This window comes from Halodesulfovibrio marinisediminis DSM 17456 (genome assembly GCF_900129975.1).
In the GTDB taxonomy this organism is placed as follows: Bacteria; Desulfobacterota; Desulfovibrionia; order Desulfovibrionales; family Desulfovibrionaceae; genus Halodesulfovibrio; species Halodesulfovibrio marinisediminis.
Genome location: NZ_FSRG01000005.1, coordinates 214256 through 237182 on the forward strand (window position 1 = coordinate 214256; position 22927 = coordinate 237182).

The 22927-nt window shown below is 44.9% G+C and carries 17 protein-coding genes, 1 tRNA gene and 2 riboswitches; of the genes, 9 read left to right on the forward strand and 9 right to left on the reverse strand.

Annotated elements, in window-relative coordinates; translation table 11 throughout:
* The first annotated feature begins 987 nt into the window (after positions 1–987).
* From fdnG to BUR09_RS08955, 3 genes are read left to right on the forward strand one after another with little or no spacing between them, the layout of a single operon-like run.
* Positions 988–4038 (forward strand): formate dehydrogenase-N subunit alpha, encoded by a 3051-nt coding sequence (gene fdnG, locus BUR09_RS08945; RefSeq protein ID WP_084539448.1) that lies wholly within the window; start codon positions 988–990, stop codon positions 4036–4038.
* The gene (locus BUR09_RS08950; protein WP_074216606.1) at positions 4038–4790 is read left to right on the forward strand and encodes a 4Fe-4S dicluster domain-containing protein; all 753 of its coding nucleotides are present in this window, start codon (positions 4038–4040) and stop codon (positions 4788–4790) included. The genes fdnG and BUR09_RS08950 overlap by 1 nt, the downstream gene beginning before the upstream one ends.
* A 15-nt stretch (positions 4791–4805) precedes the next feature.
* The gene (locus BUR09_RS08955; protein ID WP_074216607.1) at positions 4806–5249 is read left to right on the forward strand and encodes a cytochrome c3 family protein; all 444 of its coding nucleotides are present in this window, start codon (positions 4806–4808) and stop codon (positions 5247–5249) included.
* A 318-nt stretch (positions 5250–5567) separates the two neighbouring features.
* Here the strand turns inward: BUR09_RS08955 and BUR09_RS08960 are convergent, their stop codons facing one another.
* Positions 5568–6011: a hypothetical protein gene (locus tag BUR09_RS08960; protein WP_074216608.1), complete on the reverse strand. Its 444-nt coding sequence runs from the start codon at positions 6009–6011 to the stop codon at positions 5568–5570.
* A 290-nt stretch (positions 6012–6301) separates the two neighbouring features.
* The gene (locus tag BUR09_RS08965; protein WP_074216609.1) at positions 6302–7213 is read right to left on the reverse strand and encodes an SAM-dependent methyltransferase; all 912 of its coding nucleotides are present in this window, start codon (positions 7211–7213) and stop codon (positions 6302–6304) included.
* Positions 7214–7973: 760 nt separating this feature from the next.
* On the opposite strand from BUR09_RS08965, the gene BUR09_RS08970 reads away from it, so the two are divergent.
* Positions 7974–8567 carry a class I SAM-dependent methyltransferase gene (locus tag BUR09_RS08970; protein ID WP_074216610.1) on the forward strand — a complete coding sequence of 198 codons (594 nt, stop codon included), beginning with the start codon at positions 7974–7976 and terminating at the stop codon, positions 8565–8567.
* Between the two features lie 28 nt (positions 8568–8595).
* A complete protein-coding gene (locus tag BUR09_RS08975) occupies positions 8596–8832 on the forward strand; it encodes a hypothetical protein (RefSeq protein WP_074216611.1) in 237 nt (78 codons plus the stop codon).
* A gap of 210 nt (positions 8833–9042) precedes the next feature.
* On the opposite strand, the gene BUR09_RS08980 is transcribed toward BUR09_RS08975, so the two are convergent.
* Positions 9043–10434 carry an alanine/glycine:cation symporter family protein gene (locus BUR09_RS08980; RefSeq protein ID WP_074216612.1) on the reverse strand — a complete coding sequence of 464 codons (1392 nt, stop codon included), beginning with the start codon at positions 10432–10434 and terminating at the stop codon, positions 9043–9045.
* Between the two features lie 114 nt (positions 10435–10548).
* Positions 10549–10633: riboswitch (glycine riboswitch) on the reverse strand.
* A gap of 3 nt (positions 10634–10636) precedes the next feature.
* Positions 10637–10714: riboswitch (glycine riboswitch) on the reverse strand.
* A 352-nt stretch (positions 10715–11066) separates the two neighbouring features.
* Here BUR09_RS08980 and BUR09_RS08985 point away from each other — a divergent pair.
* Positions 11067–12410 carry a Na+/H+ antiporter NhaC family protein gene (locus BUR09_RS08985; protein WP_074216613.1) on the forward strand — a complete coding sequence of 448 codons (1344 nt, stop codon included), beginning with the start codon at positions 11067–11069 and terminating at the stop codon, positions 12408–12410.
* A gap of 84 nt (positions 12411–12494) precedes the next feature.
* On the opposite strand, the gene BUR09_RS08990 is transcribed toward BUR09_RS08985, so the two are convergent.
* On the reverse strand, positions 12495–12968 hold the full coding sequence (locus tag BUR09_RS08990; protein WP_074216614.1) for a hypothetical protein: 474 nt from the start codon (positions 12966–12968) through the stop codon (positions 12495–12497).
* A 402-nt stretch (positions 12969–13370) separates the two neighbouring features.
* Between BUR09_RS08990 and BUR09_RS08995 the strand changes: the two genes are divergently transcribed.
* On the forward strand, positions 13371–14381 hold the full coding sequence (locus tag BUR09_RS08995) for a M23 family metallopeptidase (protein WP_074216615.1): 1011 nt from the start codon (positions 13371–13373) through the stop codon (positions 14379–14381).
* Positions 14382–15534: 1153 nt separating this feature from the next.
* On the opposite strand, the gene BUR09_RS09005 is transcribed toward BUR09_RS08995, so the two are convergent.
* Together BUR09_RS09005 and BUR09_RS09010 are read right to left on the reverse strand one after the other, a co-directional pair.
* Positions 15535–17952 carry a methyl-accepting chemotaxis protein gene (locus BUR09_RS09005; RefSeq protein ID WP_074216617.1) on the reverse strand — a complete coding sequence of 806 codons (2418 nt, stop codon included), beginning with the start codon at positions 17950–17952 and terminating at the stop codon, positions 15535–15537.
* Positions 17953–18401: 449 nt separating this feature from the next.
* The gene (locus BUR09_RS09010; RefSeq protein WP_074216618.1) at positions 18402–18968 is read right to left on the reverse strand and encodes a flavodoxin family protein; all 567 of its coding nucleotides are present in this window, start codon (positions 18966–18968) and stop codon (positions 18402–18404) included.
* Between the two features lie 225 nt (positions 18969–19193).
* Here BUR09_RS09010 and BUR09_RS09015 point away from each other — a divergent pair, with 225 nt between their 5' ends.
* A complete protein-coding gene (locus BUR09_RS09015) occupies positions 19194–19808 on the forward strand; it encodes a LysE family translocator (RefSeq protein ID WP_074216619.1) in 615 nt (204 codons plus the stop codon).
* A 76-nt stretch (positions 19809–19884) separates the two neighbouring features.
* Here the strand turns inward: BUR09_RS09015 and BUR09_RS16705 are convergent, their stop codons facing one another.
* Both BUR09_RS16705 and BUR09_RS09030 read right to left on the reverse strand, forming a co-directional pair.
* Positions 19885–20610 carry a helix-turn-helix transcriptional regulator gene (locus BUR09_RS16705; RefSeq protein WP_139296791.1) on the reverse strand — a complete coding sequence of 242 codons (726 nt, stop codon included), beginning with the start codon at positions 20608–20610 and terminating at the stop codon, positions 19885–19887.
* 629 nt (positions 20611–21239) lie between these two features.
* Positions 21240–21668 carry a PACE efflux transporter gene (locus BUR09_RS09030; protein ID WP_074217041.1) on the reverse strand — a complete coding sequence of 143 codons (429 nt, stop codon included), beginning with the start codon at positions 21666–21668 and terminating at the stop codon, positions 21240–21242.
* Positions 21669–21838: 170 nt separating this feature from the next.
* On the opposite strand from BUR09_RS09030, the gene BUR09_RS09035 reads away from it, so the two are divergent.
* Positions 21839–22723 (forward strand): LysR family transcriptional regulator, encoded by an 885-nt coding sequence (locus tag BUR09_RS09035; protein ID WP_074216620.1) that lies wholly within the window; start codon positions 21839–21841, stop codon positions 22721–22723.
* A 58-nt stretch (positions 22724–22781) separates the two neighbouring features.
* Here the strand turns inward: BUR09_RS09035 and BUR09_RS09040 are convergent.
* Positions 22782–22857 (reverse strand) — tRNA-Thr (locus tag BUR09_RS09040).
* Positions 22858–22927 lie beyond the last annotated feature (70 nt).

The window sequence follows — 22927 nt, forward strand, 5'->3', positions numbered from 1 at the left end:
TACATTGCGCATAATGGGGAGTTGCTAATTGTGATTCACTCCGGTTCTTCTTCAGTTTGCAGAAGCAGGCATGTAGCAGGGCACGTTAAAGAGAATTCTTTAGCGTGCCTTTTTCTATGGGCAGTAACATTAAGGGAGTTTTTGTCATGGCTTGTGTGCTGTCGGATGTTGTTTTTCAAAACATAGGTAGGATAGATGTTGAGACTGACGGAGAGGTTGAAAGTATGGTGGTAGATGTCGGACGTGTTCTTTGAGGTGGAAGATGGCTTTTGACCCTCATGGAGACTGGATCAACGTACTCAAAAGTGCTTGGGGAGCACCAGATAAGCTAAATCTGAGCTGCAAAATTGTAAGAGGCAATGCAGCATTTTTCCTTTTCGGACTACACAAGAATGACCATTTTAGAAGAAAATAAACAAAAATAACGACAAAAATTCTTTTTTTAAACAGTGTTATCTCTTCTTACGTTCAATGCAGCACAAAGTGAGGGGAATTTATGTAATACGATGATATATGGAACAAAAAAAATATGTGCCATAACGTAAGTCTCGAAAAAAATAGAAAAAGGTGATGCAAAATATGACTTTTTTGTCAAAAGAGAGCTTGTTGACACTATTACTGTTTTTTTGTTCAACAAATATGCCACGTACATTCCTTTTATAATGCATAGATAGCGGAAGATAGACAGTTGTTGTTCTGTGTGGAAGTAATGCTCAATTGTTTGATCATCAAATGAGCGATGTATGAGGTGTCATTTTTTCTGTCATATACGGAGCTGTAACAGGATGTTAACTGCGCTTTATAGAGTGTTGGTACGTAATTACATATGAACAGTGTTATCGTAAGTCGTAAAACAGGAAAAATAGATGCGAAATAAAGAATAACATCAGTCTGTTGTTAATGTGCAGACAGCATGCAAGCATATGTGGAAGTGCCTTGTATAGCGTGAATGTACTGGCTTTTCTTTATATTTGAGTTGTTATGGAGTTGCGAATGCAAAGAAGAACGTTTTTGAAGACGACTGCAGCTGCAGTAACTGCTACCGCATTTACAGGATTGGGGCCTGCATTTGCGATGGACAGTGTTGTGAAAGAAGCTGGGGGGAGTAAAATCCAGTGGAGCAAACAGACCACATCTATCTGTGCGTTCTGTTCTGTAGGTTGTGGTCTACTTGTTCATACTAATAAATCAACCGGACGCGTTGTAAACGTTGAAGGTAACAGTGACCATCCGATTAACCGTGGTTCTCTTTGTGCTAAAGGTGCTAGCTCCATCCAGATGACTGTAAACGCGGACAGACCTACCAAATGTATGTACCGCGCACCATACAGTGACAAGTTTGAAGTGAAAGATTGGGAATGGTGTAAAAAGCGTATTGCCAAGCTTATCAAAAAGTCTCGTGACGAGTCTTTTGAAGAGAAGAATGCAGACGACAAGGTTGTTAACCGTACCATGGGTATTGCTTCCTTGGGTTCCGCTGCACTTGATAACGAAGAATGCTACGCAATGCATTCCTTCATGCGTTCCCTTGGTCTGGTGTATGTGGAACACCAGGCGCGTATCTGACACAGCGCAACTGTAGCGGCTCTGGGAGAGTCGTTCGGACGCGGTGCGATGACCAACCACTGGAATGATTTACAGAACAGTGATTGTATTTTGATTATGGGCAGTAACCCTGCTGAAAACCATCCAATTTCTTTTAAGTGGGTAACAAAGGCACAACGTGCTGGCGCTAAAGTAATCCACGTAGACCCTCGCTTTACCCGTACCTCTACACGTTCCGATATGCATGCCGCGCTTCGTTCCGGTACTGACATTGCGGTTCTTGGCGGTATGATTAACTATATTTTACAGGAGAAGCGCTACTTTAAAGAGTACATGGTGGAGTACACCAACGCTTCTTTCATTGTAGGTGAAGATTTCGGCTTTAAAGACGGCTTGTTTACCGGTTTTGACCCTGTTACCCGTTCCTATGATAAGTCCAAGTGGGCGTTTGAAATGGATGGTAACGGTGTGCCGAAGCAGGACAAGTCTCTTCAGCATCCACGCTGCGTTTTACAGATTATGAAGAAGCACTACGAGCGTTACACTCTCGATAAAGTGTCTTCCATGTCCGGTGTGTCTGTTGAAGATTTGAAGCAGCTTTACACACTGTACACTGAAACCGGTACAGCTAAGAAAGCCGGTACCATTATGTACGCAATGGGCTGGACCCAGCATTCCGTTGGCGTACAGAACATTCGTGCAATGGCTATTATCCAGCTTATGCTTGGTAACATGGGTGTTGCAGGCGGCGGTGTTAACGCGTTGCGTGGCGAATGTAACGTACAGGGTTCAACAGACTACGCGCTGCTGTACCACATCCTTCCGGGTTACCTCAAAACTCCACTTGCTGGTCAGGATACTTTTGAACAGTACAACAAGGCATTTACTCCGGTTTCCAAAGATCCGAAGAGTGCAAACTGGTGGAGCAACTATCCTAAGTATTCTGCAAGCCTTATCAAGGCGATGTATGAAAACGATGATCCGAAAGATGCTTACAACTACCTGCCGCGTCTCGATTCTCATAAAGCCAGTCAGTACTCATGGCTTCCGCTTATCGACCGCATGGCAGACGGCAAGTTCTCCGGTGCTCTTATCTGGGGGATGAACCCTGCCTGCTCCGGCTCAGACTCTGAGAAAACCCGTAAGGCGCTCGGTGAGTTGGACTGGATGGTAAACGTAAACCTGTTTACCTGTGAAACCAGTGACTTCTGGAAAGGTCCGGGGATGGATCCTAAGTCCATCAAAACAGAGACTTTCTACCTGCCGTGTGCATCTGCTATCGAAAAAGAGGGCTCCGTTTCCAACTCCGGCCGTTGGATGCAGTGGCGTTACAAAGCTCAGGAACCGCAGGATGGCGTATTGACCGACGGTCACTACTTCCATGAACTGTGGGAAGAGCTTGTGCACCTTTACAATGAAGAGGGTGGCGCATATCCGGAACCAATCACTCACCTTACTTTTAACAGCATGTGTGAAGCGGATGAAAATGGTCATTACCACTTCAGCGCTCAGCAGACTGCACGCTTGTGTAACGGCTGGTTCACCCGTGATGTGGAAGTAAAAGGTAAGAAGTTTAAGAAAGGACAGCAGGTTCCTAGCTTCGCATATCTTCAGGACGACGGTTCTACCACTTCCGGTAACTGGCTCTACTGTAACTCCTACACAGATGAAGGAAACAAAGCAGAGCGCCACGACAGCACCCAGACAGCAGAGCAGGCAAAAATCGGTCTGTACCCTAACTGGACTTGGTGTTGGCCTGTTAACCGTCGCATCATCTACAACAGAGCTTCCTGTGATCCAAAGGGTAATCCGTGGAACCCAGAGAAGGCTGTAATCAAGTGGAACGGCGAAAAGTGGGTCGGTGACGTGCCGGACGGCGGCTGGGCACCTGGTACCAAACATCCGTTCATCATGCTTAAGCATGGTATGGGTCAGCTCTTTGGCCCTGGTCGTACAGACGGGCCTCTTCCGGAATACTACGAGCCGCTTGAGTGTCCTGTAGATAACCACGCATTCTCCAAGCAGTTGCACAACCCGACTGCTGTTCATTTTGAAGATGAAGAAAAAGCTGTAGCCGATGAACGCTTCCCGTTTGTTGCATCTACCTACCGTGTAACAGAACACTGGCAGACAGGTTCCATGACTCGCTGGATGAGCTGGCTTGTGGAAGCTGAGCCGCAGATGTTTGTAGAGATCAGCCCAGAGCTTGCAAAACTTCGTGGCTTTGAGAACGGCGAAAAAGTCGTTGTTGAAAGCGTACGTGGTTCCCTGTGGGCGATTGCAATGGTTACTGATCGTATTAAACCGTACAAAATTGCCGGAAAAGACGTGCATATGGTCGGCATGCCTTGGCATTACGGTTGGGTAACACCGAAAGGCGGTGGCGATTCTGCAAACTTGGTTACCCCGAACGTAGGTGACCCGAACACCGGTATTCCAGAGTACAAAGCCTTTATGGTTAACGTACGCAAATGGAAGGAGGGTGATGCATAATGATTAAAGGTAAAGCTTTTTTTGTAGACCTTACCCTGTGTACTGCATGTCGCGGGTGTCAGGTGGCCTGCAAGCAGTGGAAAGACCTTCCGGCAGAAGAAACCCGAAACGTGGGCTCTCACCAGAATCCGCAGGACCTTTCTTCAAAAACAATCCGTCTTGTACGCTTTAACGAAGTAAAAGAAGACGGAAAGCTTAAGTGGTTGTTCTTCCCTGAGCAGTGTCGTCACTGCATTGAGCCGCCATGCAAGTACATTGGCAACATGTATGCAAAAGGCGCTGTTAAACAGGATCCTACAACTGGCGCTGTTGTCATGACAGAAAAAACTGTTGGTATGAACCGTCTCGAAAGCTGGGAGCTCTGCCCGTACAATGTTCCGCGTCGTGATAAAGAAACCGGCATCTGGAACAAGTGCGACATGTGTATCAACCGCGTGACCAAAGGTATGCTTCCTGCTTGTGTGAAGAGCTGTCCTACCGGTACCATGAACTTTGGTGACCGTGACGAAATGCTTGCATTAGCGAAAGCACGTCTTGCGGAAGTGCAGAAGACCAACCCAAATGCGTATCTTGCAGATCCGGAACACGTTCGCGTGATCTATCTTTGTGAATCCGCACCTGAAAACTACCATAGCAACCTTGTTGCTTCCGCAGCACAGCATGAAACTCTGGTAGCGGCAGCGCCAAAAGCGAACCCCGTAACTCGTCGTGGCATGTTTAAAAGCGTGTTGGGCGGAAACGAAAAAGCATAATACAAGGGAGATAGCATGAAAAAAATATGTATCATTTGTCTGCTTTGTATTTGTGCAATCGCAACCGTTGCTTTTGCAGAAGAAGCAGTAACATCAGGGCCGGATGACATTGTTATTAACCGCGTTCAGGGTAATAGTGATCGTGATCTGTCCGTTACGTTTAATCACTCCAGCCACGAAGGGTATTCATGTAATACATGTCATCATAAGTGGAAGGATCCGGAAGCAAAACCTAAGTTCAGTGCTCCAGTAAAAGACACCAAGCCGCCAAAGGGCTGCGTGTCTTGTCATAACAACACTACACTGGAAAAAAGCAACAAATGGCGTTCTTACTTCCGTGCAATGCACAAAAAAGGCGTGCGTCCATCCTGTCTTTCCTGTCATCTCGAAGAGTTTGAGAACGACAAAGAAATGACCGGTTGCTACGAATCCGCATGTCACCCTGACGGACTTTACTAAGTCTTCAGTTAGTAATCTGTTAAAAAGAACTAAAGCCCCTTTCAGAGTTCTCTGTGAGGGGCTTTTTAATAGGAAGGGCTGTTCCAAATATGTTGGGACAGCCCTTTGATTTTAGAAAGGTAGTGGAGCGTAAGCCGCGAGGCTATGTAAGCAACGTGCTAATCTCGTGAGTAAAAGTTATTGGAGATTTTTAGGAACCTTTTTGAAAAGCAGTAGCTGTTCTCGAGGAACGAGATTACAGATAGCGACAGTGTAACAGGTTCTTAAAGCCCCGCCTGAGGCAGTGAAAAAGCACTTCATACCTGCCGAGATCTCTCGCTAAGCAAGATAGCCGTTATCTGGCATGACGGTAATAGTTTCAGATTCGATACCGTCTTGCAGAGTGATAGTGAGGTCGTGCGGCAGTGGAGCTTTTCCTGTGCTGTCGGAGCAGGGGGTCCCCTCTTTGTTGAAGTAGAGGGTGAAACTCGAGATTGTGATGCTTCCTTGTAGTCGGTAGATATCGTCAGTGCCTGGAATTTGGAGAATGTTTTCCGGCGAGTGTTCGAACAGGAAGTATCCTATGTTCTGACGGCTTTGTAAGCCGTAAGTTTTGCCGTAGGACTGGGAGAAGGTTTGGGCTTGTCGGATATGCATGCGCAGAATGTCTGCCGCGCCTGAAAGGCTCTTGTCATCAGGCGTAAGTTTAGAGAGGGCAACAGTGGTAATGAGCCCAGCGAGAATGAGAATTAGTAAGATTTGTGGCAGGGTGAAAACATGCATGCACGTCTCCTGTTATCACAGAGTGTTGTCTATATATGCCCGTTTTTCCTTCCTAGATATTGATATGGTTGTGTAAAAGCTAACCCGTGACACCTGTCCCATTGTGTCTGGTTTAGCCAGCCTGTATCTTTTGAGTAAAATTTTCTAGGCCATCATGCAACAGTTTTGCTTTATTCTATGACAATCGATACGACATGAAAATAAAAAACCCGCTACAGCAATGGAGAGTGCTGCAGCGGATTTTTGTATTTATCGGATTATAATGAGAAAGTACGTACAAGAAGTGCTTGCTATTTGCTCCACTCTTCCAGTTTTACCCATGTGACCTCGTGCTTGTTGCATGAGAGGTGAATGATCTTAGAGTTTGGGATTTTCTTGAATTTTTCAAGTGTCTCGTAATCAGTTTCACCTTGGAACTTGATGGTGCAGGCAAAGTTGCGGCACTCGCCGTGCTCAAGCCATCGTTGAACAAGGTTGTAGAGGCGTTCCGGATAGCAGATAACATCACTGAAGAGCCAGTCGATCTTGCCTGCATGGCGTGGATCAAGACCGAACGCGCTGCCAGTGCAGAAGTTGACGTTCGGCATAGAGCCGATTCGTGGATGAATTTCTGCTTTGTCTACACTGAATACATGCGCACCGGTGTTCGCAATAACCCATGTCCAGCCGCCCGGGCAGCTGCCAAGATCAAGGCAAAGCTCACCTTTTTTCGGACTGCGTTCCAGAAGGGTGAAGATCTCCCAAAGTTTAAGGTACGCGCGTGTTGGAGAGGTCTCTTTGTCTTCTACAAAGTTTAACTCACCATCAGGGTACGGGCTTGTACAACGGCTTGCAGCAATAATGGTATCAGGTTCCCAGAGTGTCCATGAACCTAACGGGGCAGTTGGCTTAGGTGTACCATATTCAATTCGTTTTGCAGAAACATGGGGCAATTTGGCTTGAATGAGTTTTGCCCTGCGATGGTTGTCTACGCTGTGCAGCCACCAGTTTCGTTGAATGGCTTTAAGCTGTTTTGCGCCGTCACCGATTGAAGATATCGGGATTTCAACAGGGTTTAACCAGATGTTTTGTGCCCAGATGGTCTTTTGTACGCCTCCCTTAGCGATAAAAAGACGACCTTTATGGGCAACAATATTGGTGAGCTCTTTTTCAAGCTCTTTTTCAAAGCCGCGAGGGGCAAGGTAAATTGTAGTATTATTCATTGTATCCAAGTACCGTTTTCTGCAATTTTATGGCGTTCAGCCAGAACGATATGCGGTGTACCTTAATGGTGCCGGATAGGGCAAGAACGAGAATGAACCAAAAACACATCGGATAAACAATGTGTTCTGTAATGTTTTGTATTTATTGCCTACTTTCTTGTTTGCATGATTTTAATCAATAGGCACAAAAAAAACGAGAAGCGCCTGCTCTGCACTTCTCGTTCTTTTTATTCCCGTCCGGTCAACTGTTTCTGCTCTAAACAGTTGCTGGAGCTCAAGGGATGAGGATGAAATTTATGTATCACGCGTTGCGCGTGTTCTTTTTTTAGGGGGGCGGCATGCCTGCCGCCCCAACGGGAGTAGGTGTTTCAGTCGTCTACTTTTAAAGAGGTGTGCGTTTAACGCATCTTTAGCTGTTAACGATACATGATCGTTAGATGGATACTTTTTATTGCTCTCTATGTTAACAATCACGGAGTGTGATGTGATTGGTTTCGTCTGTTGTATTCTTTATAGCAGAGAGCGTGCCAAAAGTTTGAAGTTAATAAAAACAGTGTGTTGCTAGGTGAAAACGGTTCATTGATTGTGCAACTTGTGCAATAAGTTGTGTGCACAAGTTGACCATTTTTGCACATCTTGCATGTTTTGTGATGAGGACTTGTGTGGGCTTATTGCCATGTTGTGATTCTTTTTGAGTTCACGTAGTTTTCCCGGGACAGAAAAAATTGATCATACGTGATCGTAGTACGCAGGAGAAAATATGCGCCCTAGGCACATTCCTTCTATATTACAGTTTACAAAATTAATTTGGCAGCAGTTTGCCGCAAGCTGGGAAGAGGCTGGAACCAAAGCCATTGTTGTCGACGGTACTGTCGGCAATGGGCACGATACGCTGTTTTTAGCAAAACTTGTCGGTGAAAAAGGACAGGTGTATGGCTTTGATGTTCAGGAGTCAGGTCTTACAAATGCGCAGGAGCGTCTTGAAAAGGCAGACATTGCAGAGCGTGTTACATTGTTCCATGCAGGGCATGAGACTGTAGCGGAAAACCTGCCTGATGGAACCGCAGTTACAGGCGCTATGTATAACCTCGGGTACCTTCCGGGGAGTGATCATGCTGTTATCACGCGTGCAAAAACAACGATTGCTTCTTTGGAAGCGTTGTTGCCTGTGTTAACATCAAATGGTGTCGTTACGGTACATATATACACAGGGCACGAAGGCGGTACGGCAGAAGGCGACGCGATTCAGGCGTGGGCTGCTACGCTTCCTTGGAAAGAGTTTCGCGTGGGACGATATGATTTCCCGAATAAAGAGTTAAACAAAGAACACTTGCTCATTATCGAGAAGCTTTAGCAAATTTTTAGATTTGAAGGGGCAGGGTATGTCTGAAGAAAAAGTATGGCCGGATAAAACAGATTCTGACCTGTGGGAAGAAGTGCGGGCTGCTATGATTGAAAAATATGGTGACCGCTTTGATGATGAGCTTATGCGTAAAGCATTTGATTCGACGTGTGAGTATTTCGAGGACTATGTCCCCCGTAGCCGTTTCTTTAAAAGAGCAATTATGAACTGTGTTTGGGAGCGACCTATTATCTCCAAGGAGCAACAAGTTTATTAGTTGTTGTCTGTTGGTATAACGCTTTTAGTTGGCGGCAGTCATAAATCGTTACGTAAAAAAACAGGGATGCATTCGCAATTGCGAGTGCATCCCTGTCGTATTTTTGAGAACAGCATCAAGTTGACAAGAATAGCCTATAAGAAAGCAAAAGAGTAGAGGGCAATAGACTTGAGCAATGTGTCCGAGGTGCTGCCTCAAAAATGTTATTAATTAGATTTCGGTAAGAACAGCATCAGCTGATGCATTCTCAGTGCTTTCTTTTGCGAAGAATTCACGAGTTTCGTTTACTACTACGCTGGAAAGACCGAGCAGGCCGATAAGGTTCGGGATAGCCATGAGGCCGTTCACGATGTCTGCAAGAATCCAGATAAGGTCAAGCTTGAGGAAGGCACCGCAAGCAATAAGACCAATGTAGATTAAACGGTATGGCTTGATTGCGTTAACACCGAAGAGGTATGCGGTGCAGCGTTCGCCGTAGTAGTTCCAACCGATGATGGTGGTGAAGGCAAAGAACATGAGGCCGATGGTAACAGCGTATTTGCCGATGTCACTGCCGAGGCCCATTGCGAATGCAGAGTTAGTCATAGCTGCACCTGCAAGACCTGGAGTGTTCCAAGCGCCGGTGAGAACGAGCACGATACCTGTCATGGTACATACGATAATGGTATCGAAGAATGTACCAGTCATTGCGATAAGACCCTGACGTACACAGGAGTCAGTCTGTGCTGCCGCAGCTGCGATAGGTGCGGAACCGAGACCGGATTCGTTGGAGAATACACCGCGTGCAACACCGTTACGCATTACCATAAGCATGGTAACACCAGTTGCACCACCGAAGGCTGCGGTCGGATTGAACGCGCTATCGATAATAAGGCTGATTACAGCAGGGATCTCTGAAAGGTTCAGTAAAATAACTGCAAGGGAAGTGATGATGTAGATAGCTGCCATTAAAGGAACAATGCGGCTAGCTACAGCTGCGATAGAGCGGATACCACCAAGAGTAACAGCAGCAACAAGGGTGGTAAGAATTACAGCAGTAAGCCAGATCGGAGCATCAAAGGTGAGCCTTGCTGCGTCAGCAATAGCGTTAACCTGTGCAAATGTACCGATACCGAAGAAAGCAACACCGATACCGAAGAGCGCAAACATACGTGCGAGCAGCTTGTTGTTAAGGCCGCGCTCAAGGTAATACATCGGGCCACCAGCCATCTGACCGTTTTCGTCAACTACACGGTATTTGATGGCAAGCAGTGCTTCTGCATACTTGGTTGCCATGCCGAAGAATGCTGCAATCCACATCCAGAAAAGTGCACCCGGGCCGCCAGCTGCGATAGCAGTAGCAACACCAACAATGTTACCTGTACCGATGGTAGCGGAAAGAGCCGTACACAAAGCTGCAAACGGAGTAACGTCACCAGTTTTGCTGGATATTTTGCGTGAAGAAGGTGCGAATACGAGCTTCAAAGCCTTTGGAAGGTGCACAACCTGTAAAGCATTGAGGCGTAAAGTAAGGAAAAGCCCTGTTCCTACAAGCAGAATAAGAAGAGGTGGTCCCCATACGAGGGAATCAATAGTGTTGAGCAGATTAGTGATATTTTGCATCTCGTCTCCTAAAAAATGAATTAATCAGGATGGATGAGATGAGTCTCTGAGCGGGCGGGAATAGCTTGCGCAGCCACAGGCAATAAAAATAGTACTGCCTGTGCTGTAACACCACTCTGTCCTTGGTACCTGAGAGTTTCACCTTGCACAGCAAGGCTTGCTCCTTCGGTGCTCCGCAACATGCGAAGTCTCTCCAGAGGCTCGTCGGGAAGCAGTCCTTTTGCCTGAAAGATTTACTTCTTCGGCGGTGCCTTGCGGCACTCTCTCCTGCAACCGTCATCCGAAATTGTGAAATGGCTGTTTATATAACCAAGTAGCATTTGGCAAGAGGAAACGCCTGAAAAAGTAAAGTATGTACTCTATTTCAAGAAATCTAAATAAGCAGAAAAAATAATTTCACTATATGTAAATTAAGTGAATTAATCGTAAAAACAACTGGTTATTGTATAAAAAATGGCTTTTTTGACAAAAATGTGAGTAGACAGATTTTTAAAGTGCGTCTAAGACAGGCTCATCAGTTGTCGAGAGGTCTTTGTTCATTATGAATGAGGGCACAATCAATATTGTCCATTTTTGTAAAAACAGGCGATATTGAATGCATAAATTGTTGTAGTAATAAGGAAATTGAAGAAATGAGTTTGTTAGAGAAGACGCACACAACAGAGGCTCCGCAGAGCAACGGTATTGCTTTGCTCCCCCTTCTAATTTTTCTGGTGCTTTTTATCGGCACAGGCTCTGTCTTGATGATGTCTGGTGTGTCCATGGCGTTTTATCAGCTTTCAGCAACAGTTGCCATCATTCCGGGAATCATTGTTGCACTGTGGATGGGTAAAGAATGTCTTGAAGAAAAAATTACCATCTTCCTGAAAGGCGCTGGCGACATCAACATTATGACCATGTGTATCATTTACTTGCTTGCTGGTGGTTTTGCTGCTGTAGCAAAAGCCGTTGGCGGTGTAGATGCTACTGTAAACATGGGGCTTTCTTTAGTTCCTGCATCACTTGTTTTGCCTGGTTTGTTTGTTATTGCAGCATTTGTTGCTACTGCAATGGGTACCTCTATGGGAACTATCGCAGCGATCGGCCCTATTGCTGCTGGTGTTGCTGCTCATTCTGATATGTCGATTGCTCTGCTCATGGGCGCCGTAGTCGGTGGTGCAATGTTCGGTGATAACCTCTCCATGATCTCAGACACTACTATTGCTGCTACCCGTACCCAGGGCTGTAACATGCGTGACAAGTTCCGCATGAACCTGCTTATTGCGCTCCCAGCTGCTATTGCAACTATTGCGCTTTACTCTATCTCTGGTTCCACCGGTTCTGTTGCAAATCCTGGTGACTGGCAGTTTGTTAAGGTAGTACCATACCTTGCTATCCTTGGCTTAGCTGTAGCTGGCGTGAACGTATTCATCGTTCTTACTTCTGGTATTGTGCTCGCTGGTGCTGTTGGTCTTGCAACAATGTCTGACTACGCGCTGCTTACTTTCAGCCAGGATATCTACAGCGGTTTTGTGGGTATGCACGAGATTCTCGTTCTTTCCATTCTTGTGGGTGGTCTCGGCGAACTTATTCGTCATAACGGTGGCCTTACATGGCTGGTAAATAAAATTGGCGACATCGCTAAGCGCTTCAGCAAGACTGAAGAGAGTAAAAAAGCTGGTGAATTTAGCATCGCCGCTTTGGCAGCTCTTGCTGACGGATGTATTGCAAACAACACCGTTGCCATCATCCTTTCTGGTGGCATGGCGAAAGAGATCGCAAAACGTAGCGGTATTTCTGCAAAACGTAGTGCAAGTCTGCTTGATATCTTCTCTTGCGTAGTTCAGGGCTTAGTTCCATACGCAGCACAGGTTCTGCTTGCCGGTTCCCTTGCGAAAGTGTCTCCTGTAGATATCGCAGTAAGCAACTGGTACTGCCTGATTCTTGCATTTACAGGCGCAGCAGCTATCTACTTCGGTAAGCCATCTGAAAAATAGTTTATATCTTATCATACACCAATAAGAAGGGTTCCTTGCTTCATGCAAGGAACCCTCTTTTTTTGTTGGTATGTTTAGGAGTCGTTATGGACGCATAACGCCTCGAATCATTGGGTTGGTTTGTTGTGGGCTCATCATCCTAGGATGCATGTTAGGACCTAAGTGCATCATTACCGGTGCATTACGAATTTTTGCCGGTACCTTGCACATAACCAAGCAGCCATTTTGATTTGTGTATACTGCTTCGTATGGTGCGTTTTGATAACGGGCTCGCATGTTGAGTTGGGCACAGCCTGACATCCTTGGGTGCATTCCCATACGTTCCGTCCGTACTACACGCAGTCCTTGAGGTGAGTAGACAGGTGTGAACATCATGGTAGGTGGAAGGTAACCCGTACCACGCATTGCGTTTAGGAAAGATGCCTTGGAGTCCATTGTCATTGGTTGAGTTGTCACTACGGCTGTTTCTTCAACCACGATAACCTCGGTCATAGCGCTTGCGAAAGTAGCTGTCACCAAAACGAGCGCAAAGGCGAGTAAGGTAATTCTACTTGTCATGTCTCATCTCCTTAGGTTCAGTACACAACTCTCCGTAATTAATATACAAAACATGATAAACAAATTTTGTTACTGCATTACCATTGCAGTAATTGTTTAGTATGTAATGTAATAGCGTTCTGTGCACTGTTTGTTTGTTGTTTAGTACTATGTCAATGTACCATAGCAAGGCGTTCAATCAACCTAGATAGGTGTTTTTATCAATGGGGAAAGTAACTTTTAGGAAATATTTACAATATATTTTGCTTTATAATTTGACATTGCATTGAAGTTTTATTTTATACTTATTTGTCCGTAGTTGTTGTATAAAATGCTAAAAGGTCGGCAAAGGAGTATTAATATCATCTCGGTATCTAGTTAGAATAAGTAATATTATTATGATGTTCTCATTTAGAGGTGATAATGAATATTCAATGTATTCGAATTATAGTTGTTGCATGTTGTATTGGTTATAGCGTCGCAGCTTACGCAATTACCTTTGTCCCACCGATTGAGGAGCCTGATTATGGATACTGTTTTATACAGAACTACGTTGATGTAAGTTCCGTTCATGGTGGACAGGATTACTATGATCATTGCCGGAGCTACGAACGGCATAAGGGGACGGATTTTCGCGTGTCCTATGCTGCAATGAAGGAGGGAGTAGATGTGCTTGCAGCGGCGGACGGTAAAGTGCTCCGGACTCGTGATGGAATGGGCGATGCGTATGTTCAGGATGGAAGGTATAATGTGCATGGTCGTGAATGCGGTAATGGGGTGGTTATAGATCATGGTGGCGGGTGGCAGACGCAGTATTGCCATTTGAAAAAAGGGACGGTTCGTGTTGCTTCGGGCGATGAGGTGAAGGCAGGAAGTGTGCTTGGCGAGATAGGTCTTTCTGGAAAGACAGGGTTTGTACATGTGCATTTTCAGGTAACATATGATGGTAAAATAGTGTGTCCTTTTTCTGGAAAGCGACTGGGAAGAATTACAAAAGGGGTGATAGGTGAATTGCAGGGGGCTGAAGTAAAAAGCTCGTTGTGGCAAAATGATTCCTGTGAAATTTTGCAATATGTCCCTTCGCAGTTGTTGAAGGTGGACTATTCGACCGAGCTTCCGCAGTCGGCGCGTGAAATTCTTCAGCGATCGGAGGCTGCGGATACTGTGCAGGCAGGCGGTGTGCCGCTGGTCTTTTCCGCAGTGACAGCCATGCTTCAGAAGGGGGATGTTTTGATACTCAGTTTAAAGACACGATCAGGAAGGTTAGTTGCAGAGAAAACAATACATATTACGTCATATACGGCACAGCGATTTGATTATATAGGGCGTAAAGACTCTGCCATGTTTGCACATACCGCACTGGAGGGAAGTGTGGAATTACGAAGGGGCAACGCACAAGTGTTTGTGCACAAATCACGAGTCGCTGTGCAATAATGATCGTTCTCTGAGGCGCTCAGGTAGGGACATTTTTCAAGTTTGAGCTGTCAGAATGCGAGGAAGAGGTAGGGTAAAAACACTTGAAGAGTGCCTGTGGATATAACTTGTCTATTAATCCAGAATAGCAAGAAAAATGCGATGTCGGTTTAAGATGCTCTGATGTTTGTCAGGGCTTTTTTTGTGCACTATTTCGAATGGATAAGGAAAAAAGTTCAACTGTGGCTTATAGGCTATAACATGTTGACTCGATAAAAAATTTATAACGTGAAAAGGATTCAGTATTTCATGATCTTTTGATTGTGGGAAAGAAAAGAGCCGGAATTCTGTTGAGCATGATGTACTCTTTGCTACAATAGCGGTGAAAACTGTTATGAGGAGCGCTAGGTCTATGTTCTGATTGTTGGAGCGCATGGTGTCGTATTAATAATTATTGGATAATAAAGGTGTTGTAAGAAAACAGCTTTCTTCACATCTTCATCATGTCGCTGCAACAGTTCGGGATGTTAGCATAAAAGGAGAAAGTTATGCGACAAGAAAAACTTATCGCTATTGTGTTTGTAGTTGCATCGATGATTTTTTCAACAGTTACATACTCATTTGGCCAAGAGGTAGTTGTAGTCAAAAAATTTACTCCCGTACGGGTTGAGGCTGTTGACTATGGAATGTGTCGAGTTGCCCCGTGTGGTACCATGGCTGTCCGGCGAGTTGTGACACCGGGATGTTGTTCTATGTACATGGTTCCAATGGGTCGTCATTATATGGTTTGTCCATATCATAAGCGATATCCATGTGTTAAGAGATGTGCGTATATGACGAAATGTCCGTCAATGGCGAGATGTGCTTGTATGGCGAGATGCCCGTATATGGTGAAATGTGGACAGGTTAAAAGGTGCCCATATAAAACCCGGGTTATGAAGGTCTGCGGTCAACATCCTAAAAAGGCTTCTGGTGTGCAAAATACCTCATATGGTCTCAAATACTATTATGCCCCTTGATAATTACGGCTGTGTCCGTACCCTGCATTATGTAAGCGGCTAGTGGCTAAATTTAGGTCGCGCAGGGTGTTAACATACATGAAGCCCCGCATGGTGTACCATGCGGGGCTTCTCAATGTGACTGCGTTCGCAATGAAAGGATTCTGTAGAAACAGCTACTGGCTGGACATTGAATCCAGACGCTGTGCCAGTTGGGAGAGATCCTTAACGTTATGGGCAGCATCTTGCATTTCTGCTGTAACGCTTCCTACCAGGATATTAATGTCTTCCATTGCCTTAGTCATTTGCTCGGAAGTCGAGGACTGTTCTTCCGCTGCAGTGGCAATGTTTCCAATCTGGTTGGCTGCTTCGTTTGCAAGTGTCACGATTTCGGAGAGGGCGTTTCCAGATTCGTGTGCAAATGATGTAGCTGTATCTACCAATTTTATAGTCTCTTGTGTTGTTTGTATGGAAGTGTTTGCATGCTGCTGAATGGCTGCAATGGCTTTGTTCACTTCCTGTGTAGCATTCATTGTTTTTTCTGCTAGTTTACGTACTTCATCCGCTACAACGGCAAAGCCTCGTCCGGCTTCTCCGGCACGTGCTGCTTCGATGGCGGCATTCAGTGCGAGAAGGTTTGTCTGATCTGCAATGTCTGAAATGACACCGAGGACAGTGCCTATTTCATCTGCCTGAGCGCCCAGTTGTGTCATAGCTTCACTCATGGTGTCAGCATGTTGATGCAGGCTGGTGATAGCGCTGATGGCATTGGAAACAATCTCTTCACCTTGTTCGGCGCGCTCGCGTGTGGCTTCAGATTGCTTTGCAGCCTGTGAAGCACTTCGCGCAACTTCAAATACAGAGACGTTCATCTGCTCCATTGCACTGGATGTCTCGTGAATACGCATTTGCTGGGCGTCGACTGAACCGGAAACATCGGTGATTTTTGACTCAAGAGAGGTTGCGGAATCCAGCAGGTCGTGCGCAGCTTCTTTGGTTCCTTCGTATACTTCTTCGATTGTGGAAAGCTGCTGGTTTACTTCCTGTTCAGAAGTAACAAGGTCTGTAACATTCTTAGCAACTTCAATGTATCCTACATGGTTTCCTTCAGCGTCGCGTAAAATATCTGCAAGCGGCTGGATGTAGACAGGGCCACCTGCACCTGGAACAGTGATAATATCTCCAATTACACGCTGTTGTGTGCGTTTCACCTGCTCAATAGGACAGTTTGGTGTAGTACACACCTCGGTGTTGAACACCTCGTGGCATTGCAGGCACATAAGTCCATGATTGTCGGTCTTAGCAGCTTCTTCCACTGCTTTGTTCGCAAGCAACAGATTGTAGTTCTCATCTACTGCAAAGATTGGATCAGGAACGGTGTTGAGAACGTGTTTAAATCCTTCCATTTCGTTAAGCATGGTTGTGAGGCGTTCCATCAAGGTGTTGAACCAGTGTGTCAGGTCGCCTACCTCATCCTTCTGGTTGATGGTGATACGTTCTTTGAGATCGGCTTTGTTTTCAGCGAGAAGCTGTATCTTAGTGGTGATGTTACCAAGTGGGCCTGTGATGTATTTTTTGAGCACAAGAATAATGCCCAGAAGTGGTAGGAGTAAGATAGCGGCAAGAGTTGCTATTAATGAGGTGTTTGCTTTGCTGGCAAGGCTTAGTGCCTTTGAATAGTCAATTGCTCCGATAAGTGTACCAATGTGCTGCCCTCTGTAGTCATGAACTGGAGAGCCTATAAGAGTGTAGTTCCCCATACGCAGGGAGGTTCTTTCGTGATTGGCCTTTGCTAGAAACTCTTCAGAGAGCATGCTGACAAACTGTTCGTTGTCCGTTGTCGGATTTACAAGAACAGTATTGTGTACTGTAGGGTACTTGGAGGAATTGTTTAGACGAGTTGTAATGTTAAGGAATTTTTTATCCATAAGAAGCATCATAGGAATGTTCTTTTGCTTTGCGATGTTGAAGACAGATGTAAAGCTTTTAAGAACTTCCGCAGAGCCGATAGTGACGCCGTTTTCATCTTTTACCGGAACAAGCCCACGCATAACAAAACCGCCACGACCAAGCTCAATGCCGCATACAGGGGCGCCAGATCTGTTTACGTCTAGAACTGTTTGGCGGAATGACGAAATGTCGTCAGAAATATCAACCCATGTTCCATTCTTCTTGGTCTGCTTTTTTCTCCAGAGACGGACAAGGCTTCTGCCGTTGGGCAGATGGAAATGAAGTTTGAGCTTGTTGCCGGTTGTCGCTTGATAGCTTTTTAACTGCGGTGCTAATTCTTTTCGAAGCATTAATCGTGCTTCTTGAGATTCCGGTGAGTTTGGATTGTCGATATCACCAGTATGGGCAAGCTTGTAGGCCTTTAGTACTTCAGGGGTATGAGCAAAAAGAGATGCAGTTTCCTGAGCAGAGATGCTAACTTGATCAATATTTTTTTCAATAGCGATGAAGGTGTCATCAATAATATATTCAAGATTCTGTTTCTGCATTGCCGTGAAACAATTACTAATGAGTAAGTAGCTTATGACGCCAAGTAGCGGTACTAGTATCATTTGAGGAAGAGAGAGTTTCCAAAACAGTTTCATAGCGCAGTCTCCATCGTTGTTGCTCTGTTATGTCATGTGGTTTGTTTGTGGTATGTTCCGTATGTCACAAAGTGTGTTTCAACAGATTTGCAGAGTGAGAATTATTAACTAAGAGCGGTAAACTCAATAGAACATCTATGGGTAATGTAATATAGAAATTTACATTGAGAATGATTGAACGACGCTTACTATCATATTCGCCAATTATAGAAAATAGTTAAGGGAATAATAAAAAAAATTGTGATTAAAATCACAAGTTAAAGTTTTTTACATTTTGTTCGTTAAGACGTGAAACGGAAAAAAGCCCCTGAAAAAATCAGGGGCTTTTCTTGTCATACCGATATAAAAGCTACTCCGAATTACCGGAGTAGCTAGTTGTAGGCTCAGGGGATTGCTATAGAGTATAGGTCCTAATAGAAATATTTCTTTGCAAGCAAGAGAAGGGATTGTTAGGCAACCATGTCACGAGCAAAAGCGATAGCACGTTCCTGTGCATCTGCCGGACGGTTACCATCAATGGTACATTTCTCAATAAACAGTTCGCCTGCGTTCTGTGTTTTGTAGAACGCCTGAAGCTTGTTGAATGCAAAGGTTAAGCCTTCCGCATTGTTTTCGTACACTCCACCACCTGTAAGTAATAGGGCCTGACGTTTGCCTTCAAGTAGGGATGCATGGTTTGGTTTATGGTAGTTGGTGACAAGGCTCCAGCTTCTGTCCATCAGTGCTTTTACTGGTGCAGCGTAGCCCCAGAAGTAGTTAGGTGATGCGAAAAGAGTTGCATCTGCATCAATCATTTTCTTCAGGATTTCTTCTGCATCATCTTTCTGAACACAGTTGATTTCAGTTTCAGACTCTTTGCACTTAGCGCAGCCAAGACATGGTTTAATATCTTTTTTGGTCAGGTTGATGCGTTCTACTTCATGACCCATTGTGCGCAGTTCATCTTCCACCCAGCCAAGAACAGTTGCGGTGTTACCTGTTGCTCTGGCGCTGCCGAGCAGTGTTACGATTTTCATTGTAATTCCTTGTAGTTTGAATGGGTGATTCTCTTTTTAAAAAATGACAGCGTAAAATACGCTGTAAATTCAACGAGCAGCAGTGTATTGCGGTTCAAGAATACTGACAATTCCAAATTGTCATTTGCAAAGTTTTTTCGCAATACATAGAAAATAGCCCTATCTGTGTGCGTGTTCTGGAACATAGTAAATTGAACTCGCACGAGTTTGTTTGGGAGATTTAGAATGACGTTAAGTGTATGGCTTTCTTTGGTATTGATTTGTATTCTCGGGGCGATGTCTCCGGGGCCTAGTCTTGCGGTTGTTGCAAAAAACTGTCTTGGCGGCAGTTGGAAGAACGGTGTTGTCACCGCCTGGGCGCATGCTTTGGGTGTTGGAATGTATGCGTTGGCATCTGTTTTAGGTCTGGCTATTGTTTTGCAGCATAATCCTTCGCTGTTTAAAGGGATTGCGTATCTGGGAGCAGGATATTTGTTATGGCTCGGGGTCAACGCGGTACAGTCTAAAGGTGGTGTTGCAGCTAAGCTGACTGCGGGCAGAGAGGCTTCTTTGTTTGAATCTGCACGAGACGGTGCCATGATTTCTATGTTGAACCCTAAGCTTGCGTTGTTCTTTTTGGCGTTATTCAGTCAGTTTGTTGCAGCAAGCCATGCTTCAGAAAGTAGAGCGATTGTTGTTGCAACTCCACTGGTTATTGATGGGCTTTGGTATACAATCGTCAGTTTCTTGCTGACCAGACCAAGCGTGCTTGAGAGAATTAAGGCGCGTGCTGTTTTGGTGGATAGGATGACTGGGGTGGTTCTAATCGTGCTGGCCGCACGCGTTATCTATACCATCTAAAAAATGTTAGATGTAAAAAAGCCTGAATGAAATATTCAGGCTTTTTTTTTGAAATTTTGACTCTGGGGCAGAATCGTTAAGAGATGCTTATGAGTCCTGCTGTTAGAGCTTTTGCGACAGCCTGAATTCTAGTTGTTGCGCCAAGCCGTTCTTTTGCAGAATCAATGTGCATTTTTACTGTATGTAGGCTGATACCGATTTTATCTGCAATGTCCTGTGAGGAAAGCCCGTCTGCAAGGCCTGTCAGGCATTCTTTTTGTCGGGGAGTAAGTGCTGATGAAGCCGGATCTTGGGATGTCAGGGTATATAGACGTTCGTGCGCTGTGCAGGATGCAAGAAGTAGCTCTAAAATTTTGTCAGTCGGTACATCATTAAGTTGTGAGACTGTTTCGGGAAAGCAAACGGTAATACCACCTATACGTTTATTGTTGTGGAATGAGGGCATAGTTATGCTGCTTCCATAGTTGCATTCAGACGTAGAACTCTGAAGAAGCTTTTTTGCTTTGTCGCAAAGCAGAGGATTATCCAAATCCTTGTCGCGTCCATAAAGTAACGGTCCATTACCTGTAAGGGCATGGCTTGTGAGATAGTCATATCCAATCGTATTGAGTTCTATGAAGGCGTGCTTCCCCCGTTCTGGGATAGTCGTAAAGCACGTAAGGTCTTCGTTAGTCTGTCCAAACCATGTGTGAAGTTGTGCTGCTCCCATATCTTTAGCGTATGCTACAAGTTGCTCCCATAAATATTCATGAGAATCAGTAGTGACGATTGTTTCCAGAAGCTCGTGCAGTTTTTTTGTCATGTCAGTCTCCCATTGCTGGATATGAAAGGCTGTGCGACCTCCCTGATCGGGGAGGTGTTTTAAGCAATATTATGATGTATAGATGGGCACATCATTACGCCTTGAAGTTACAGTGTATTCAGCGCATGTAGCGATATATTGCTTTTCGTAGGGCTGTTTACCTCGACATATGTACAGATTGTTAGATCCATTTATATACGGGTGTCTGCACGGTGTGATGGCATGTGTTTCCAGCATAAGCCCATTAAATATACTGTGCTCTTATTAAGATGCTTTTTTAAGTATTGCCCCTTTAAGACTGTTGGTAGATTGTGGCGTTTTTTATCTACCATGTAGTTAATTAGACACAGTGCGTATATGTAGGGAAAGTGGATCAACTTAGGAGCCGTTGCGTCTCTCAACGGCTCCTTTCTTTTTATCTTTACTTTTAATGTAGTTTTTCACTGTTCACCTAATCAAAGAAAAGAAAAAGACCGGACAAGGCGTTGTTCGGTCTTTTTTTCTATTTGATATGAAGAGCCGCTATTTCTTCCTCATTATTATAAAAACGGCTATTTCCTGCCGGTTTTTGAAGGCAGTGATTATGGCAGAAGTGGAAAATAAAAGAAAGTTGTTTGAACTTACAATATTTAGACGGTCTCAGCAGTTGGAAGTGGGAAGAGTCTGTCGTACGCTATGTTGTACACAAAAGCGTATACAGGAACGAATGCTACGAATCCTATATCGATCATCAAAGCCTGCATGAACGAAAGGTTCATCATAATCATTACCGCAGGAATCGTAATAACAAGTAGGCTCAGTTCAAATAAAACGGCATGGAATGTTCGGAGCAAGCCACTTCGTGGATAAAGTGGTTTATTGAGTCGCACTAATGCGTGGTCAAACAGGTAGTTGTATATGTAGTTCCAAGTGGCTCCGGCAAGGCTAAGCATAAGGCTCACGGCACCGACATGTCCCATAGGTTTATTCAATAGAAGAGCAAGCAGAGGGACGCAAATTACTAACAGAATAAGCTCAAAGAAAACAGTGTGACGTAAACGGTCTGTGGATGTTCTCATGATTGGTTTCATAGGAATGACCTCTATTTATAAGTTATTATTTATTTTTCGTGTGTTGTTTATTTAGCTTTTATGCATCTATACTCCTCCAAAATGTATAGTTCTAATTAGATAGTATCCGAAAATGAGATAGATTGAGTGGCAGAGAACATAATTGGCAGGAGATGGAGATGTTGTTTTCGCTAGAGCAGTTAGAAGCTTTTGTGGCGGCAGTTGAGTTTGGATCGTTTTCTGCTGCTGCAAGGCATTTAGGGAAAGCGCAGAGCAGGATTAGTACAGCTGTTGCGAACTTAGAGATAGACTTGGGTGTGACGTTATTTGATAGATCTGGAAAGTTTCCAGTGCTCACAAGTGATGGTGAGCGAATTTTAAACACGGCGCGAGGGGTTTTGTATCAGTGTAGGGTGGTTGTGGATACCGCTGAGCAGATTATTGAAAAGCCGCAAGTGTTGCTCAGGATGGCTGTGGAAGAGCTTATTTCCTGCGAGGCTATCGGCAGTGTACTGGCTGATTTTGCAAAGGAATTTGGTTATATTCAGGTTGAAGTTCTTTGGGCAGCGATTGGAGATGTTAAAGATCTTATTTTGAAAGAACGAGTGGATATTGGTGTAGCAATGCCAGCAACCGGTATTCCAGATGATGAATGTTCATGGAAGCAGCTTGGGAGTGAGACATTTTGGCCTATGGTTGGTTCTAATCATCCTCTTGCTAAGCTTTCGTCAGTAACAGCAGATGACTTATGGGGACATATGCAGCTTGTTGCTTCCAGTAAGGAAGGCGTACGGGAGCCTGATTCAGGTATACTGAGTGAAAAAATGTGGATGTGTGAGGACAGTAAGCTGATGATAGATTTGGTGCGCCGCGGTGTGGGGTGGGCATGGCTTGCTGAATCGCAGACGCAGAAGCTTAGGGAACGTGAAGAATTAGTGTCGTTACCGTTGACCTTTTTGCAAAAAGGATACAGCGGATCGTTTAACTTGTTGTGGAAGAAGGATTACCCGCTTCGACCTGCTGAAAAGTGGCTTGCTGACCGATTGCAGCAGGTTTTCAGTTAGATTGGGAGATTATATAAAAAAAGCGGACAGCTTACTGGGTAAGCTGTCCGCTAAAATATGGAGCTCTTGAGCAGGATTGAACTGCTGACCTCATCCTTACCAAGGATGCGCTCTGCCGACTGAGCTACAAGAGCTTCTATATAAAGACCTTAACTGTGTCTAAGGTCATAGAGTGCTGTATTGCGAGCGCTGGTGATGCGCTGC

Excerpts from the sequence above, each read along its gene's own strand:
- BUR09_RS08965 (WP_074216609.1), bottom strand. The coding sequence starts at position 7,213 with ATGAATAATACTACAATTTACCTTGCCCCTCGCGGCTTTGAAAAAGAG.
- BUR09_RS08975 (WP_074216611.1), top strand. The coding sequence starts at position 8,596 with ATGTCTGAAGAAAAAGTATGGCCGGATAAAACAGATTCTGACCTGTGG.
- BUR09_RS09015 (WP_074216619.1), top strand. The coding sequence starts at position 19,194 with ATGACGTTAAGTGTATGGCTTTCTTTGGTATTGATTTGTATTCTCGGG.
- BUR09_RS09005 (WP_074216617.1), bottom strand. The coding sequence starts at position 17,952 with ATGAAACTGTTTTGGAAACTCTCTCTTCCTCAAATGATACTAGTACCG.
- BUR09_RS09035 (WP_074216620.1), top strand. The coding sequence starts at position 21,839 with ATGTTGTTTTCGCTAGAGCAGTTAGAAGCTTTTGTGGCGGCAGTTGAG.
- BUR09_RS08990 (WP_074216614.1), bottom strand. The coding sequence starts at position 12,968 with ATGACAAGTAGAATTACCTTACTCGCCTTTGCGCTCGTTTTGGTGACA.
- BUR09_RS08970 (WP_074216610.1), top strand. The coding sequence starts at position 7,974 with ATGCGCCCTAGGCACATTCCTTCTATATTACAGTTTACAAAATTAATT.
- BUR09_RS09030 (WP_074217041.1), bottom strand. The coding sequence starts at position 21,668 with ATGAGAACATCCACAGACCGTTTACGTCACACTGTTTTCTTTGAGCTT.
- BUR09_RS08980 (WP_074216612.1), bottom strand. The coding sequence starts at position 10,434 with ATGCAAAATATCACTAATCTGCTCAACACTATTGATTCCCTCGTATGG.
- BUR09_RS08950 (WP_074216606.1), top strand. The coding sequence starts at position 4,038 with ATGATTAAAGGTAAAGCTTTTTTTGTAGACCTTACCCTGTGTACTGCA.
- BUR09_RS16705 (WP_139296791.1), bottom strand. The coding sequence starts at position 20,610 with ATGACAAAAAAACTGCACGAGCTTCTGGAAACAATCGTCACTACTGAT.
- BUR09_RS09010 (WP_074216618.1), bottom strand. The coding sequence starts at position 18,968 with ATGAAAATCGTAACACTGCTCGGCAGCGCCAGAGCAACAGGTAACACC.
- BUR09_RS08960 (WP_074216608.1), bottom strand. The coding sequence starts at position 6,011 with ATGCATGTTTTCACCCTGCCACAAATCTTACTAATTCTCATTCTCGCT.
- BUR09_RS08985 (WP_074216613.1), top strand. The coding sequence starts at position 11,067 with ATGAGTTTGTTAGAGAAGACGCACACAACAGAGGCTCCGCAGAGCAAC.
- BUR09_RS08995 (WP_074216615.1), top strand. The coding sequence starts at position 13,371 with ATGAATATTCAATGTATTCGAATTATAGTTGTTGCATGTTGTATTGGT.
- BUR09_RS08955 (WP_074216607.1), top strand. The coding sequence starts at position 4,806 with ATGAAAAAAATATGTATCATTTGTCTGCTTTGTATTTGTGCAATCGCA.